The organism is Patiriisocius marinistellae, from assembly GCF_009014635.1.
In the GTDB taxonomy this organism is placed as follows: domain Bacteria; phylum Bacteroidota; class Bacteroidia; order Flavobacteriales; family Flavobacteriaceae; genus Patiriisocius; species Patiriisocius marinistellae.
Window position 1 is genome coordinate 52,486 of the sequence record NZ_BKCF01000004.1, and the last position, 16,317, is coordinate 68,802.

Below are 16,317 nucleotides of genomic sequence, written 5' to 3' on the forward strand. Positions count from 1 at the left end.
CTTATACCTAATGGATTTAGAAAAAGAAACAGTACGAATATTTACAGGACCTGCCATGATAGGTCAAGGATTAATAGCAAGATTAAATGACTTAGGAATTTCGCCAATTGTAAAAGATGACCACCAAAGTGGTATTACAGGAGGATTTGCTACAGGAGTTCCTAATCAAGTTAGGTTATTTATAAGAAGAGAAGAACTTGAAAAATCCAAAGAGTTGATTGAGTTATACTTAAAAGAAGTAGGAGAAAATTAAAACCTAAAAGACAATAGAAAGCCCCAAATATCTTACTTGATATATTGGGGCTTTCTATTAAAAATAGCTGAGGATTAATTAAGCGTTAACTTCATACATTTTTTCACGCTGTTCTTTAATTTTTGGGTCATTCATATATTCATCAAAGGTCATATATCTATCAATAACTCCATTAGGGGTTAATTCAATAACTCTATTACCTACTGTTTGAGCAAACTCATGGTCATGAGTTGTAAACATTATTGTTCCTTTAAAGTTTTTAAGCGAATTATTAAATGCCGTAATAGACTCTAAGTCTAAGTGGTTTGTAGGCTCATCAAGCATCAACACATTTGCACGCATCATCATCATCCTACTTAACATACAACGTACTTTTTCACCTCCAGAAAGTACATTACATTTTTTTAATGCTTCTTCCCCACTAAATATCATTTTACCAAGGAAACCACGAATGTGCACCTCTTCTCTTTCTTCTTCGGTTTTTGCCCATTGACGTAGCCAATCTACAAGAGAGTCATCACTTTCAAAAAAGTGGTGATTGTCTAATGGGAGATAACTTTGATTAGTTGTTACTCCCCAATTATACTCGCCTCCATCTGCCTTTTCATTACCAGAGATAATCTGATAAAAAGCCGTTGTAGCTCTTGAGTCTTTAGAATAAACTACAATTTTATCTCCTTTTACAAGGTTAATATCAACATTTTGAAAAAGCACATCACCTTCTAATGATGCAGAAAGATTTTCAATGTTTAATATTTGATCTCCAGCTTCACGCTCTCTTTCAAATATTATTGCTGGATATCTTCTACTTGAGGGTTTTATGTTACTTACATCAAGCTTTTCAATCATCTTCTTTCTACTTGTTGCTTGTTTTGATTTCGCAACATTTGCAGAAAACCGACGTATAAACTCCTCTAATTCTTTCTTTTTATCTTCTGCCTTTTTATTTTGTTGGGCTCTTTGACGAGAAGCTAATTGACTACTCTCATACCAGAAAGTGTAATTACCACTAAAATGATTTATTTTTCCAAAATCAATATCACTTATATGAGTACAAACCGCATCTAGAAAATGCCTATCGTGAGATACAACTATTACACACGCATCATAATTAGCTAAAAAATGCTCTAACCAACCTATTGTTTCATAATCCAAGTCGTTAGTAGGCTCATCCATTATCAATACATCTGGATTACCAAAAAGTGCTTGAGCTAGAAGAATACGTACTTTTTGCTTTCCATCAACATCACTCATCATACTATAATGCAAGCTTTCATCAATACCTAAATTAGAAAGAAGTGCTGCTGCATCACTATCTGCATTCCAACCATTCATTTCTTCAAAAATAACTTGAAGTTCACCTATTTTTTCTGCGTTCTCGTCAGTATAATCTGCATAAAGAGCATCTATTTTAGATTTAATTTCAAATAACTCCTTATTACCTCTAACCACAGTTTCTAAAACTGGATATTCATCATAAGCATTATGGTTTTGTTCAAGCACAGACATACGCTTACCATGCTCTAAATGAACACTCCCAGAGGTTGGATCTTGTTTGCCTGAAATGATTTTCAAGAACGTTGATTTACCAGCACCGTTTGCACCAATAATTCCATAACAATTGCCTGATACAAATTGCGTATTTACCTCATCAAAAAGAATACGTTTACCAAACTGCACTGATAAATTTGAAACTGAAAGCATACTATTTTTCCTTGTTTAAAATGTTGCGCAAAAGTAATTAAATAAGGTACATCTTTAAAACTTTAAAACTCTTAAAATCATTTTAACTATGTGTTAACAATTGAGTCACTAGGAGACGGTTATATTTGCTCAACTAAAACCCCATTTTTGATAAAAAAACTACTTCTCTCTCTTTTGTTAATCCCTTTTATATCATGTGAAAACAATGATAATAAGAAGGAAGCTACCTTTTTAGGTGGACAAATAATTAATCCGGTTTCTAATTTTGTTATTATAAGTGATTTTAATTCAAAAAACGATACCATCCGTCTTGATGATGATGGCTCATTTCGTTTTGAATGTGAATCTTTAGAAACTGGACTATATACTTTTAGACACGGTGAAATTCAATTTTTCTATTTAGAAAAAGGAGATAGTTTACTTTTTAGAGTTAATACTGTTGATTTTGATGAATCATTAGCATTTTCTGGAAAAGGTGCAGAAAAAAATAATTTTTTAGTCAGTTTATTTCTCAAAAATGAGTCTGTAGCAGAAAAACTACCTGGTTATTATAAGTTATCACCAGCTGCATATTCTGCAAAAATAGATTCTATAACTAACCGTCGTAAAAATTCACTTACCGAGTTAGAAGAGAGTATACCATTATCTGATGATTTTATTAAAATAGCTCAAGGGACTATAGACTACAATAGTTATTCTCAAAAAGAGCGGTACTTAAGTAAAAGGTTAATGGAAGAGGAAGATAACTCTTCAGCTAAAATCCCTGCTAACTTCTATGATTTTAGAAATAAGATTGCTTACAGTGATTCATCACTTCAAAATCATTATGCATATAATAGGTTTTTAAATAGACATTTTGAAAACCTCGCGTTAAGTAAAATTAATGATGAAGAACTTGAAGCAGATTTTAAGCAACATAAATATAAATTGCTTTTAATTGATAGTCTTGTAAAAACCGAAAGTTTGAAAAATAACTTATTACGTTCAAATTTACGCAGGTATTTAATTGACACACACGATGCGAGTAGAGATACAGAGCTACTAGCCTTATTCAACAAAATTGACACCAATAAACGCCACCAATCTGAAATTTTAAAGTATGCTCAAAAAACTTCAAAATTAAGAAAAGGAGAGAAAGTTCCAGAAATAATATTAGTCACAGTAACGAATGAAACTATTCTTTTAGAAGATATACTTAAGAAAAAAACAGTACTTTTCTTTTGGTCAAAAAATTCTATTAGGCATTATAAGGAAATTCATTTGCGCATTGCTGAGCTAAAAAGCAAATTTCCTGAATACGATTACATAGGTATTAACACAGATAATCATTTTAAGAAATGGCAAAAAACTGTATTAGCTTCTGGTTATAGCAAAACCCATGAATATCAATTTGAAAATGATAAAGAAGCTGAGAATGAATTATTGATCAATTCTGTCAACAAGGCTATAATAATTGACAACGATAGTAAAATCATTGACACTTACTCAAATATATTTAATCAAGGTTTTGAAACAAAATTGCTTGGTTATATTAACTAAAAAAAGGCTTTCAATTATTTGAAAACCTTTTTCTTTCTCTTCGGAAATATTAAAACTGAAAACTATTTTAGATAATTAGAAATATAATATAAACTAATTATTTTTCTAGTTTCCTTTTTTATAATCTTCTAAAAATTTAGCAAGTCCAATGTCTGTTAAAGGATGTTTTAACAATCCTTCAATAGAAGATAGTGGTCCAGTCATAACATCTGCCCCTAGTTTTGCACACTCTAAAATATGCATCGTATGACGCACAGAGGCTGCTAAAATTTCGGTTTCAAAACCATAGTTATCATAGATTAATCTAATTTCGGCAATAAGATTTAAACCATCTGTTGAAATATCATCCAGTCTTCCTATAAATGGAGAAACGTATGTAGCTCCTGCCTTAGCAGCTAATAACGCTTGCCCTGCAGAAAAAACTAATGTGCAATTAGTACGAATGCCATTATCACTAAAATACTTTATCGCTTTAATACCCTCTTTAATCATAGGAACTTTTACTACAATTTGTGGGTGCAACTCAGCAAGTGCTTCTCCTTCTTTTACCATTCCTTCAAAATCTGTGGAGATTACTTCGGCAGAAACATCGCCGTCAACTATTTTACAAATAGAAACGTAATGTTTTAAAATATTATCATGCCCAGTAATGCCTTCTTTCGCCATCAATGATGGGTTTGTGGTTACACCATCTAAAACCCCTAAAGCTTGTGCTTCTTTAATTTGGTCAAGATTCGCAGTATCAATGAAAAATTTCATAGTTTTTGTTTTATTAAAATTTCAGTATAAAAATAAAGAAGAAAATTGTGTTGCTTTGTTAAAGCGGTACTAAGTTATTGAAGCTATATAATACAAGCTTCTTATTTTACAGCTTATAATGTTTCATCAACATTTTTTCATAGGTTTTTGAAGGTAATACTTTTTTAAGGCCTATGGAAAGTTTTTGTACAAATGCACCTACTCTATAATGCACTCTTGGTTTTGTTGTTTCAATGATAGAAAGGACTGCTTTTGCCATTTCATTGGGATCATTACCACCATCTACGTGCGCATCCATCATTTTTAGTGTATCACCATAAGCTTGTCTGTATGCAGATTGTTCTAAAACTGGTGCATGATATCTTCCAGCAGCAATGTTCGTAGCAAAGTCTCCAGGAGCAACATTTGCCATTTGAATACCAAATTGCTTTACCTCCATTCTATAAGCTTCTGTTATTAACTCAAGAGCACCTTTTGTCGCACTATAAACACCGCGATATGGCAATCCCATATACCCTGCAATTGATGTAATATTAATAATATGACCATTTTTTTGCTTTCGCATGTGTGGGAGCGTAGCATTAATCATTTCAATAGGGCCAAAAAGGTTTGTATTAAATGCCTTTTTTATCTCTATAGTTGGAGTTTCTTCCATAGGGCCAGTGATTCCCACTCCAGCATTGTTAATAAGTACATCAATTTTACCTTCCAAAGCAATTACATCTAAGATGCAATTTTTAATACTCTCTGTATTTGTAACATCCAGAGCTACTAAGTTAAATGGAAAATCATTTTTAAATCTATCAGGATTTCTACTTGTACCATAAACAGTATATCCTTTTTCAGAAAGATATTCTCCTATTGCCTTCCCTATTCCTGAAGAACCTCCTGTAATCAATACAACCTTACTCATAAAATTTTGTAAGATGCAAAGATGCAGTTACGTTGTGATATATGCAAAATTTTATTTAATGAAGGTTTTTAAATTTCTCTTTAGTTAAAAATAATAAACCTATGAGCTGTATTGTTAAGAAACAACATTATTAAAAATTAAGATTTTAAGTAATACTTTTTCCTTAACCAAAAAGAAACCCTTACTAATAAAATTAATGCCGGAACTTCAACTAATGGACCTATAACTCCCGCAAAGGCTTGTCCAGAATTTAATCCAAAAACTGCAATAGCGACTGCGATTGCCAATTCAAAATTATTACCTGCTGCAGTAAAAGCAACGGCTGCTGTTTTATCGTACGTCGCTCCCATTGCTTTTGTAAAGAAAAAACCAATAATAAACATTAATGTAAAATAGATAAGTAAAGGAACTGCTATTATTAATACATCCATAGGTATCTCCACAATCAACTCTCCTTTTAATGAGAACATTATTATGATTGTAAATAAAAGAGCAATTAATGTTAAGGGTGAAATTGCTGGAATAAACTTTTGAGAATACCATGTCTCCCCTTTTAATTTAACTAAAATGACCCTACTTAAAATGCCCATTAAAAAAGGAATCCCTAAATAAATAGCTACACTTTCGGCTATTGTTCCTACTGATATATCAACAATTGCACCTTCAAATCCAAAATAAGGCGGCAATACTGTTATAAAAAGCCAGGCATAAAAACTATAAGCAAATACTTGAAAAATACTGTTCAATGCTACTAATCCTGCACCGTATTCACTACTACCTTCTGCGAGGTCATTCCACACTAAAACCATTGCAATACAACGCGCTAATCCTATTAAAATTAACCCTACCATATACTCAGGGTAGTCTCTTAAAAAAGTAATCGCTAAAATGAACATCAAAATAGGACCAACTATCCAATTTAAGATTAACGAAATAGAAAGAATTTTTGTATTTCTAAAAACCTTAGGTAGTAAGGCAAAATTAACTTTAGCTAAAGGTGGGTACATCATAATCATTAAACCTATTGCTATAGGAATATTTGTACTACCACTACTAAAAGAGTTAACAATTTCTGGAAATGATGGATAAAAATAACCTAATCCTACACCTACTACCATTGCAGTAAATATCCAAAGAGTTAAATAACTATCAAGGAAACTTAATTTTTTTAAAGCCATTTTTTAAGAATTTATTTGAGAAAAGACATAAAATAATTCAGTCGCAATTTGCAGACTTCTTTCATTATATTTTTCAACTTGTTGTGGTGTATTATCAAAAGCCTTAGGGTCTTTATAAGTAATAGGTATACGTTTTTCAGCACCAGGCACAAATGGACACGCTTCATTTGCACTATCACAGGTCATAATTGCTGCAAAATTAGATTTTGGATTAAAGTCATTATCAAGTTGCTTAGAAAACCCAATTATAGGGTGCTCATTTTCAGCATACTTAATACTATAAATAGGATTTTCTCCTTCTGAAATTTTAACAATCCCAAACCCGGAAGTTTTTAAAGTCTCAACAACCATTTGAAAAAGCGCCGTATTTTCAGTTCCGCCAGAATAACAAAAAACATTTTTAATATTAAAATGAAACGCCATTGCCTGTGCCCAAATTTGTGACAAATGGCTTCTGCGGGAGTTATGAGTACAGATAAAATTAATACGGCAAGTTTCTTGTATTGAAACTTTTGATTTAATAAAATCAATTAAAGGTTTCAAAATTGCTTTACGCTCTTCTGTGATAGTCTCTGTTTCAAGACCATTAACTATCTTTTCAATATCTGGGAACAAACCTGATAATTTTGCTTTCATAATAGGAAATTATATAGTTTAACAGCAACCACCTCCAGGTGTGCAAGAGTTTTCGGTTTGTAATTCTGAAAATTTTATTTTTGGTTTTTCTGTAGGAATACCACATTGGTCTTTTGCCAAACAATCTGTTTGTTTTGTTGTCAAAACAAAATTTACCCCGTCAAAATCAAGACCAAATTTCCCAATCGTGTCTCCTTGGTATTCAACTTCAATTTCTAAATCTTCAATACCTAATATCTTTTCAGATAGTTCAATTATGTTCAACAACTTTTCAGGGTGTAACCTATGGTCATAGTCGTTTGCGTTCCAAAGTTGGAAATTTGCAACCTCTTCGTTTCTAACAGTCCCACCACAGTCAATAAAGTGTTTTGTTATTTTCCCCACTTCTGTAACATGAAAATGATTAGGGACTAACGTTCCATTTGGCAACTGAAATGAAATGGTTTCTAGTTCGTTTAATTTACTTTTTATTTCTGAGAGTTTCATAATTATATTTGTTTATTGCGATTATACGATTAATGCGCTAAATTTTTTTAGCAACATTCTGCTTTTGAAATATCTTGATTTAAAAATTGCGACATAACTTCTTTCATTTTTACCCAATTTTCAGTGTTAATACAATAGCAAACACTAGTTCCTTCGACATTACCTTTAATTAAGCCTAAATGTTTTAATTCTTTAAGGTGTTGAGAAATTGTAGGTTGCGCAAGCCCTATCTCATTTACTAAATCACCACAAACACAACTATTTATATTAAACAAATGTTGTAATATAGCAACCCTTGCTGGATGCCCAAATACCTTTGCAAACAAAGCTATTTCATTTTGTTGATCTGTAAACATCTCGGTTTTTGCTAATCCCATAAGTTCCTTTTATTACTTGATTGCAATATTACGATTAATATATGTAAGTCTAAAATTTTATTAAAAAAATTAATGAAAATAGTTAGATAGAATTAGGTTTTCGAAGTTTAAAGTCCTTGACTTTAGGGTACAAAAAATGGCAAGCTACCTACATCACACTGCTACGACCGTCTACCCTTGCTGCGTTCCCACCCTGGGGGATTCAACAGGAGCTAGTTGTGTAGGACTTGCCGCTGCAAAGATACTTCTTTTCCCTTCTTTTGCAATAATTTTTCCAACTCATTTTTAATAAATATCTTGCGTAAAAAATAGCCGCGTTATGAAATTTGCTAATCTACTAATTGTCTTTGTTTTACTGTTATTAATTACAAGTTGTGATGAAGAAATTAAAAATCCTAATCAACATTTTTCAATTGAAATAAAGGATAATAAAAAGAGTTTTACAACTTCGGAAACGGTAGCTATAACACTAATAAGTAAAAAGGGGAAACCTATTGATAATGTTTCCTACTCGCTAGACGAAAATCCATTTGATGGAAAAACGAGTGGTGCATCGCTTAATATTTCCGCAGAAAAACTTGGCGAACGTACCATAAATGCAACGATTACTTCTGAGGGAAATGATTATACTATTTCAAAACCTTTTACAATTTTATCATCTGTAAAACCTAAACTATATGGCTACAGAGTTCTTGAAGTTTACCCACATGATCAAGAAGCTTATACACAAGGATTAGAGTTTGAGGGTGAAGACTTATATGAAAGTACAGGCCAACGTGGATTTTCTGACTTGAGAAAAACGAACTATAAAACTGGCGAAGTCCTCATTGATAACGATTTAAAACCTCAATTTTTTGGTGAAGGTTTAACAATTTTAAATGATAAATTATATCAACTCACATGGCAAGCTGGACAAGGGATTGTTTATGATTTTCCTTCATTAAAACAAAACACAACGTTTAAATATAATAAAAGCAAAGAAGGCTGGGGACTAGCAAACGACGGTACAAAAATTTATAAAAGTGATGGCACTGAAAAAATATGGACTCTTAACCCAAACACCCTTGCCGAAGAAGATTATATAGAAATATATACAAACACAAGTAAAGTAAAAAGTGTTAACGAGCTTGAATGGATTGAAGGAAAAATTTTTGCGAACGTTTATCAAAGCGAGGCTATAGCAATAGTTGACCCTGCAAACGGCGCTGTAACTGGCATTATCAACATGAAAGGCTTAAAAGAGAAAGTGACTCAGCACAACCAGCTTGATGTTTTAAACGGGATTGCTTATAAAGGTGAACCAAATATTATTTATGTTACGGGGAAAAAATGGGATAAGCTTTTTAAGATAGAGATATTTGAAAAGTAATTTTTTTAACTCTCCCTCAATCAAAACATCCATTCCCTCAATTGTCATTTTAAATAACCTATGTTAAACTCACCTTTGTGGTAACAAAACCATTAAAGATGAAAAAGACTATACTTGTAAAAATTCCAAAACCTTGTCATGAGGATTGGAAGAAAATGACTCTAACAGAAAAAGGTAGACATTGTGCTTCTTGCGAAAAAGAAGTGACAGACTTTACTCAAAAAAGCGACGAGCAAATTTTTAAAATTCTAAAAGAAAACCCTAATAGCTGTGGACGATTTAAGAAAACACAGCTAAATAGAGAGATTATACTTCAACGAAAATCTACAACATCTCTTGCTCCATATGCTGCTAGTTTATTGTTACCGTTGACATTATTGGGGAGTCTAAACAGTAAGGCTTCTTCAAAAGAAAATAAAACTGAAAGTGTATACAAATCAATAGGTATTGGCAAATTTAGTGATACTACAATACCCTCAAAAGCCGTCAACCTTACTATTGGGGTTGTAACGGATGGCTTCGGAAATGCAATAAAAAACGTAAAAATTACTTCTATTGAAACAGGCGTTGTATCCTATACAAATTACAAAGGCGAATATAAAATTACCTGTAATCATGGAGAAACTCTCCTTTTTGAAGCTGCAAATTTTGATCCTTCTAAAATTATTATTAAAAACCAAAATAAAATAAAAAATGTATCTCTAAATAAAAACCAAGCCCTAATAAAAATATCAGGCACAGTGACTGACAGTAGCGGTTTGCCTCTACCTGGTGTAAATATTATTGTAAAAGGCACAACAAGTGGAACACAAAGTGATTTTGATGGGCTTTATAATATAAATGCTGAGGAAGGACAATCCTTAGTTTTTAGCTATGTGGGGTTTGATAATGTTGAAAAAGTTATTTCAGAACATTCAAAAACAATTAACCTAATGATGGAAGAAAACATTACTGGTGGTTTTTATACCGTAGGATTAATTATTTCAGAACCATCAGGCCCATCAATAATGCCCTTTGGAAACATCTCTTTTGCTTATGATTATGAAAGAGATGCTATTAAGAAAAAACAAAGAGACGCTTATGAAAATGGATTAAAATTTAAGCGTAGAAAATGGAGAGAAAAAAGAGAAGCAAGAAAATTAAAAAGAAAACAACGAAAAGAAAAGAGATTTGAAAAACTAAAAAACAAAAGTAGAAATTAAACCTTCTAAATTTTAATAAAAACTTTTAAAAAACAGTTAGAGTGCTTTGATTTGACAATTCTAATAAATCAAGGAGGTTTCACAATATTAGAGCCAAATAAAAGTTATATTTTTACCTAAAATTTTCTTTGATGAAATATATCTATGGCTTGGCGTTATTTTGCTGCATTATCCTATGGAGTTCGTGCCGAAACGATTTTGAAACTATTGCTAACACAGGAAATCTTGAGTTTTCAAGAGACACTGTTTATCTAGACACTGTCTTTACGAATATAGGCTCTAGTACCTATAATTTAAAAGTATACAACCGCAGCGATGATGACATTACAATACCTACTATATCTCTTGGAGAAGGACAATTTTCAAATTATAGACTAAATGTTGACGGGATCCCAGGAAAGGAATTTAACGATATCAATATACTTGCAAACGATAGTATTTTTGTTTTTGTAGAAACTACACTAGATATTGATAATCTTCCAGGAAATGATTTAAATTTTCTATATACTGATCAAATTTTATTTGACACAGGCGCTATACAGCAAAAAGTTGAGTTAGTAACTTTAGTGCAAGATGCAGTATTTCTATTTCCTGCTGATTTAGGAAACGGAATGGTAGAAACCCTCAATTTAGGGCAAGATGGAGAAGGTAATGACATCCTCATAGAAGGGTTTTTCTTAGATGATACAGAACTTAATTGGACCAATGAAAAGCCTTATGTTATATATGGATACGCGGCTGTTAATACCGGAAAAACATTAACCGTGGATGCAGGAGCACGAATTCATTTTCATAATGGAAGTGGTCTTTTAATCAATGAAGGAGGTGTAATGAATGTCAATGGAACTCCAAGTGCAGACCCAGAATTATTAGAAAACGAAGTGATTTTTCAAGGTGACCGTTTAGAGCCAGATTTTGAAAACACTCCTGGACAATGGGGAACTATTTGGTTTACAAATAACAGTACAGGAAATACATTTACTAATGCAACCATAAAAAATTCTTTAATAGGTTTACGCGTTGCGAATAGTCAAATTGATTTAGAGAATGTACAAATATATAACGCAGCTGTAAGTGGACTTGAAGCATTAACTGGAACGGTAAATGGCCAGAATATGGTTATTAATAATTGCGGACAGTCAAGCTTAACAATTTCACTTGGAGGAAATTACGAATTTAATCATTGCACTTTTGCAAATTATTGGTCCAACAGTTTTAGATCCTTCCCTACTGTATCAATAAATAATGCAATTGATACAGGAAGCGAGATACTAGCTTCGTCATTAGTCCAAGCAAATTTTAATAATTGTATTATCTACGGAAATGAGAATCTCGAACTTGGCTTATTTGCAGTTGATGATGCGTCAGTACTTTTTAATTATGAATTAAACAATACGTTACTACGTTTTAATGATACAGGAAATGATTTTACAAATAATCCTCTTTATCAATTTGATCAAGCTCCTTATAACAATGTAGTACTCAATGAAGATCCAGCATTTTTTGATTCACAATTAAATGATTTTAATATTGAGCAAAATGTTTCGGGAGCAGAGAATATTGGGGACTCTTCAATAAATGGTATTGTCCCTGTTGACCTCAATGGTACATCTCGTGCAACTCCTCCAGATGCAGGAGCTTATGAAAGTGTTGTTTTCCCTCAAGGTTAGAGAAAACTTTTAAATAGAATATTAAGGGTTAAAGGTCAATCATAATATGATTTACTTTTTAACCCTTTTTTTATTGCTGAAAAGAGACTTTTTACATTAACGATAATGTACCTCACTAAAAAATTATAATTTTCAACCAAAGATCCATAGTCTATTATATTTGTTTAGAGCAGATAAATAGAACCGTTTTTTCTCAATCAACTTTAAAAAGGTTTTAAAATAACTCCACAAAAAAAGCCCATTCTGTTAAGAATGGGCTTTCTGTAAATTCAAAAAGTATATATTAAAGTACTCTTACGTTTACTGCGTTAAGACCTTTGTTACCTTCTTTAAGGTCAAATTCTACTTCGTCACCTTCTCTAATCTCGTCAATAAGACCTGAGATGTGTACGAAATGATCTTTTTCTACTCCTTCTTCTGTGATAAATCCGAAACCTTTAGTGTCGTTGAAGAATTTTACTGTTCCTTTGTTCATTGTAATGAATTAAATTATTAAGCCACAAAGGTAAACTTAGTTATTGAGTAGACAATACAAATTAGCTTTTATTTACAATTCACTCAAATCGCAACTATATCAAGGCTTCACGAACATTTAACTATAAATTTTCCCTTCTACTAAAAATTAATAACTTTAAAAAAGTAGTTTTTTAAGCAAATTAGGTAATTAGATTAGCAACCTTAACTTTAGTTAATTATTGTTTCCTCATACTTCTTAATTATTAGAGACTTTAGAAAATTTCAAAAGTAAATAATAACAATGTTTCATCATCACCTTCGGGTTTATATGTTCCATTTTCTTTAAACCCTAACTTCTCCAATAAATGAATAGACCGTGGGTTTGTGCGTAATGTAAAAGCATACAATTCTTGAATAGTAAAATTTGAGGTAACATATTCTAACACCGCCTTGCTAGACTCAATTCCATACCCCTTCCCTACTTGGTTATCTAAAAAAGCAAAGCCTAAATCTGGGTGATCTAAGTCTGATCTTTTGTAGACTCCGCATGTTCCAATTGGTTTTTGTGTTTCTTTCTCTAAAACAAGATAAGAACCAAAACCATTGTCAACATAACTACTTAAGTACTTCTCCTTTAATACAATTTCAGCATCTTTAATGCTCTTAATATTTCGGTCTCCAATAAATTCAATCCATCCTTTTGAATTAAATAGCTCCAAAAAAAATGGGGCGTCACTCGTTTTTATTTCACGAATCATTAATCGCTCCGTTATTAATGGTAAACTAATTGGTGTCATTATATATAAGGTATGTCTTTTAGAATATGTTCATAAAATTAAAAAGGCTTCAATAAAACTTGAAGCCTTTTAAAATCTATTGAAGTACTACATTTTAAATAAAGGAATTCCCTCCATCATAGCGTTTACTTTAATTGCAATGACATCAAGTTTTGCTTCATCTTCGTGGTTTGTGATAACCTCATCAATTAAATCGACAATACTCTGCATTGCACCTTCTTTTAATCCTCGAGTAGTAATGGCTGCTGTACCTATTCTAATTCCGCTGGTAACAAAAGGAGATTTATCATCAAACGGTACCATATTTTTATTTACAGTAATATCTGCTTTTCCTAAGGCTTCTTCAGCTTGTTTTCCCGTAATATTTTTATTTCGAAGGTCAATTAACATCATGTGATTATCTGTACCGCCGCTAATAATTTTATATCCCTTATCTACAAAAGCCTGTGCCATTACAGCTGCATTCTTTTTTACTTGAATCATATAATGCAAAAACTCATCTGTCAATGCTTCGCCAAAAGCAATTGCTTTTGCTGCGATTATGTGTTCTAAGGGGCCACCTTGGTTTCCAGGGAAAATTCCGCTATCTAAAAGAGAAGACATCATTCTTTTCTTTCCATTTTTTAAAGTAATCCCAAATGGGTTTTCAAAATCCTTACCCATTAAAATCATCCCTCCACGAGGTCCTCGCAATGTTTTATGCGTGGTCGTAGTAATAATATGACAATGTGGAACAGGATCTGCAATAATACCTTTTGCAATTAAACCTGCTGGATGCGCAATGTCTGCAAATAGGATTGCCCCTACCTTATCAGCAATTTCTCTAAAACGTTTATAGTCTATTTCACGTGAATATGCTGATGCCCCTGCAATGATTAATTTAGGTTGTTCTTTAATTGCAATTGCTTCAATTTTATCATAATCAAGCATACCCGTCGTTTCCTCAACACCGTAAAAAACTGGCGAATATAAACGACCACTAAAGTTAACGGGAGACCCGTGCGTTAAGTGACCACCGTGGGACAAATCAAAACCTAAAAATTTATCTCCAGGTTTTAAACAAGCAGCAAAAACTGCTGTATTTGCTTGTGAACCACTGTGCGGCTGTACATTTGCATACTCTGCACCAAATAAAGCCTTCGCTCTATCAATCGCTATTTGTTCCACCTCATCGACAACCTCACAACCACCATAGTAGCGCTTTCCTGGGTATCCCTCTGCATATTTATTTGTTAAAACTGAGCCTGCCGCTTCCATTACTTGGTCGCTTACAAAATTTTCAGAAGCTATTAATTCTAGTCCGTCTAATTGACGTTCGTGCTCTGCTTGGATTAATTCAAATATTTGTTCGTCACGTTTCATAGGATGCGCTAATTTTTAATTGTTGAATGTATTTTTTATGCACTTCGGAAATTTTAAGGCTTCAAGAATGTGCTTTTGGTTTAAATTTTTAATGTTTCTAAAAGACTTCGGAAATTTAAAAAAACAAAAAAATCCGTTATCAAAATACTTAATGGCTAGTATATATTTATTTGGCTATATTTCGGAAGAAAAACAATCAAATCTATAATTTCAGAAACCAAAAACAACATCATATTACGATACTGTTAATTTCTTCCAAAAATACCAAATCCATACGTGACCTATTCTTAAAATTATATATTTGATGTGTATTTTACTAACAGAAATTAAACACTATGCCCTTAACCGCTAATAACCCAAAGAGAGAGACGTGGATTGATGTTCCTGAGAACAGTGATTTCCCAATACAAAATATTCCGTTTGGAGTATTTTTAACCCGTGATGATATTATTACAATTGGTACCCGAATAGGTGATACCGCGATTGATCTTGCAGCACTGCACCAATTAGGCTACTTTAAAGGGATTGATTTGACTGATGATATTTTTCTTCAAGATAGCTTAAACGATTTTATTGCCGATGGTCGTAAAACATGGCGCTTGGTTAGAAATAGAATTAGTGATATTTTCTTAAAAGGAAATCATGAACTACAAACTAACCGCGCTCATTGTAGTAAAATACTATTTAAACTTAGCGAAATTGAAATGCAACTCCCTGTGGATGTTGGTGATTATACAGATTTTTATGCAAGTAAAGAGCACGCAACAAATGTGGGATCACTTTTTAGAGACCCAGAAAATGCTTTGTTGCCTAACTGGCTTCGCATCCCCATAGGATATCACGGGAGAAGTTCATCTATTATTCCAAGCGGTACGCCAGTGCGTAGACCAGTGGGACAAATGAAACCTGGTGAAGATGGTGTTCCTGGTTTTGGACCTTCAAAATTATTAGATTTTGAATTAGAAATGGCTTTTATTACAACGGCTGCTAATGATCTTGGAAAGCGTGTTGATATTAGTGAAGCCGAGGATTATATTTTTGGTTTAGTTCAATTTAATGATTGGAGTGCTAGAGATATTCAAGCTTGGGAGTATGTTCCATTAGGGCCATTTTTAGGGAAAAGTTTTGCCTCAACAATTTCTCCTTGGATTGTAACGCTTGATGCTCTAGAACCTTTTAGAACTGATGGACCTACACAAGATCCAGAACCACTTCCCTACTTAGAACAACATGGAAAAATGAATTTTGATATTAACCTACAAGTAGGTATTAAGCCAGAAGATGGTGAAGAAACTGTGGTAGCAAATTCAAACTTTAAATATATGTATTGGTCAATGGCGCAACAATTAACACACCATACGGTAAATGGTTGTAACGTGCGCAGTGGTGATATGATGGGTAGTGGAACAATTTCGGGACCCACAAAAGATAGCTACGGCTCTATGTTAGAATTAACTTGGAGAGGACAAAACCCAATTAAGTTAAGCGACGGAACAGAACGTAAATTTATCAACGATGGTGATACTGTAATAATGAGAGCACACTGTGAAAAAGATGGGTTAAGAATAGGTTTTGGTGAATGCGATGGAAAAGTTTTACCTGCCATATTGTAATTA

16 protein-coding genes and 1 other RNA gene are annotated in these 16,317 nt (G+C 32.7%); 6 read left to right on the forward strand and 11 right to left on the reverse strand.

The annotated features are described in order from the left end of the window. The first annotated feature begins 10 nt into the window (after positions 1–10). Positions 11–253 carry a DUF2007 domain-containing protein gene (locus tag GB234_RS10590; RefSeq protein WP_151894543.1) on the forward strand — a complete coding sequence of 81 codons (243 nt, stop codon included), beginning with the start codon at positions 11–13 and terminating at the stop codon, positions 251–253. A gap of 78 nt (positions 254–331) precedes the next feature. On the opposite strand, the gene GB234_RS10595 is transcribed toward GB234_RS10590, so the two are convergent. Further along, positions 332–1,957, reverse strand: a complete 1,626-nt coding sequence (locus GB234_RS10595) for an ABC-F family ATP-binding cassette domain-containing protein (protein WP_151894544.1) — start codon at positions 1,955–1,957, stop codon at positions 332–334. A 147-nt stretch (positions 1,958–2,104) separates the two neighbouring features. On the opposite strand from GB234_RS10595, the gene GB234_RS10600 reads away from it, so the two are divergent. After that, positions 2,105–3,496, forward strand: coding sequence for a thioredoxin-like domain-containing protein (locus tag GB234_RS10600; protein ID WP_151894545.1), 1,392 nt, complete (start codon positions 2,105–2,107; stop codon positions 3,494–3,496). A gap of 105 nt (positions 3,497–3,601) precedes the next feature. On the opposite strand, the gene fsa is transcribed toward GB234_RS10600, so the two are convergent. The 7 genes from fsa to ffs all read right to left on the reverse strand — a co-directional run bounded on the left by fsa (position 3,602) and on the right by ffs (position 8,078). Next, entirely contained in the window at positions 3,602–4,255 is a 654-nt protein-coding gene (gene fsa, locus GB234_RS10605) for a fructose-6-phosphate aldolase (RefSeq protein WP_151894546.1), read from the reverse strand. A 106-nt stretch (positions 4,256–4,361) separates the two neighbouring features. Continuing rightward, positions 4,362–5,168, reverse strand: coding sequence for an SDR family oxidoreductase (locus GB234_RS10610; protein ID WP_151894547.1), 807 nt, complete (start codon positions 5,166–5,168; stop codon positions 4,362–4,364). Between the two features lie 137 nt (positions 5,169–5,305). Beyond that, positions 5,306–6,346, reverse strand: a complete 1,041-nt coding sequence (gene arsB, locus GB234_RS10615; RefSeq protein WP_151894548.1) for an ACR3 family arsenite efflux transporter — start codon at positions 6,344–6,346, stop codon at positions 5,306–5,308. Between the two features lie 3 nt (positions 6,347–6,349). Further along, entirely contained in the window at positions 6,350–6,982 is a 633-nt protein-coding gene (locus GB234_RS10620; protein ID WP_151894549.1) for an arsenate-mycothiol transferase ArsC, read from the reverse strand. 18 nt (positions 6,983–7,000) lie between these two features. After that, a complete protein-coding gene (locus tag GB234_RS10625; protein WP_151894550.1) occupies positions 7,001–7,468 on the reverse strand; it encodes a DUF6428 family protein in 468 nt (155 codons plus the stop codon). A gap of 47 nt (positions 7,469–7,515) precedes the next feature. After that, positions 7,516–7,845 carry an ArsR/SmtB family transcription factor gene (locus GB234_RS10630; RefSeq protein ID WP_151894551.1) on the reverse strand — a complete coding sequence of 110 codons (330 nt, stop codon included), beginning with the start codon at positions 7,843–7,845 and terminating at the stop codon, positions 7,516–7,518. A 134-nt stretch (positions 7,846–7,979) separates the two neighbouring features. Next, an RNA gene (ffs, locus tag GB234_RS10635) (signal recognition particle sRNA small type) lies at positions 7,980–8,078 on the reverse strand. 86 nt (positions 8,079–8,164) lie between these two features. Between ffs and GB234_RS10640 the strand changes: the two genes are divergently transcribed. From GB234_RS10640 to GB234_RS10650, 3 genes are all read left to right on the forward strand, one after another. After that, positions 8,165–9,214 (forward strand): glutaminyl-peptide cyclotransferase, encoded by a 1,050-nt coding sequence (locus GB234_RS10640; protein ID WP_151894552.1) that lies wholly within the window; start codon positions 8,165–8,167, stop codon positions 9,212–9,214. Positions 9,215–9,312: 98 nt separating this feature from the next. After that, a complete protein-coding gene (locus tag GB234_RS10645; protein WP_235906115.1) occupies positions 9,313–10,416 on the forward strand; it encodes a carboxypeptidase-like regulatory domain-containing protein in 1,104 nt (367 codons plus the stop codon). A gap of 131 nt (positions 10,417–10,547) precedes the next feature. Continuing rightward, the gene (locus GB234_RS10650; RefSeq protein WP_151894553.1) at positions 10,548–12,086 is read left to right on the forward strand and encodes a hypothetical protein; all 1,539 of its coding nucleotides are present in this window, start codon (positions 10,548–10,550) and stop codon (positions 12,084–12,086) included. Between the two features lie 283 nt (positions 12,087–12,369). Here the strand turns inward: GB234_RS10650 and GB234_RS10655 are convergent, their stop codons facing one another. The 3 genes from GB234_RS10655 to glyA all read right to left on the reverse strand — a co-directional run bounded on the left by GB234_RS10655 (position 12,370) and on the right by glyA (position 14,701). Then, positions 12,370–12,561, reverse strand: a complete 192-nt coding sequence (locus tag GB234_RS10655; RefSeq protein WP_151894554.1) for a cold-shock protein — start codon at positions 12,559–12,561, stop codon at positions 12,370–12,372. A 253-nt stretch (positions 12,562–12,814) separates the two neighbouring features. Then, positions 12,815–13,339, reverse strand: coding sequence for a GNAT family N-acetyltransferase (locus tag GB234_RS10660; RefSeq protein WP_151894555.1), 525 nt, complete (start codon positions 13,337–13,339; stop codon positions 12,815–12,817). Positions 13,340–13,426: 87 nt separating this feature from the next. Then, entirely contained in the window at positions 13,427–14,701 is a 1,275-nt protein-coding gene (gene glyA / locus GB234_RS10665) for a serine hydroxymethyltransferase (RefSeq protein ID WP_151894556.1), read from the reverse strand. A gap of 335 nt (positions 14,702–15,036) precedes the next feature. On the opposite strand from glyA, the gene fahA reads away from it, so the two are divergent. Then, the gene (gene fahA, locus GB234_RS10670; RefSeq protein WP_151894557.1) at positions 15,037–16,314 is read left to right on the forward strand and encodes a fumarylacetoacetase; all 1,278 of its coding nucleotides are present in this window, start codon (positions 15,037–15,039) and stop codon (positions 16,312–16,314) included. Positions 16,315–16,317: the final 3 nt, after the last annotated feature.